The 526-nt window shown below is 59.9% G+C and carries 1 pseudogene; it reads left to right on the top strand.

The window, feature by feature from the left end:
• Positions 1-52 precede the first annotated feature (52 nt).
• Positions 53-526 (top strand): annotated as a pseudogene (locus EN925_RS38955) (4-pyridoxolactonase); the annotation flags it as partial.

The following is a 526-nucleotide window of genomic DNA, read 5'->3' as shown; positions in this document are numbered from 1 at the left end:
GCTGAGGACAATTCATGCGCGGACGGGACCCGCGCCAATAAAGGAGGCAAGAATGTCGGATACCAAGGTCTACCTGCTCGACGGCGGCTCGCTCGTTCTCGACGGCTATCATGTGTTCTGGAACCGCGGCCCTGGCGGCGAAGTGCGCTTCCCCGTCTATTCGATCCTGATCGAACATGCCGAGGGCCGGTTCCTCATCGACACCGGCTACGACTACGATCACGTGATGAAGGTGCTGCCGTTCGAAAAGCCGATCCAGGAAAAGCACCAGACCATCCCAGGCGCCCTGGCGCTGCTCGGCCTCGAACCGAAGGACATCGACGTTGTCGTCAATTCGCATTTCCACTTCGATCATTGCGGCGGCAACAAGTATTTTCCGCACGCCAAGAAGATCTGCCACCGGACCGAGGTGCCGCAGGCCTGCAATCCCGAACCTTTCGAGCATCTCGGCTATTCCGATCTGAGTTTTTCGGCGGAGGCTGCCGAAGCGCGTGGCGCGACCGGGCAATTGCTTGCGGGAACGACA

The sequence above is a fragment of the Mesorhizobium sp. M7A.F.Ca.US.006.04.2.1 genome, assembly GCF_004022915.1.
GTDB classification, from domain to species: domain Bacteria; phylum Pseudomonadota; class Alphaproteobacteria; order Rhizobiales; family Rhizobiaceae; genus Mesorhizobium; species Mesorhizobium ciceri.
This window is presented reverse-complemented; position numbering and strand designations above follow the sequence as displayed.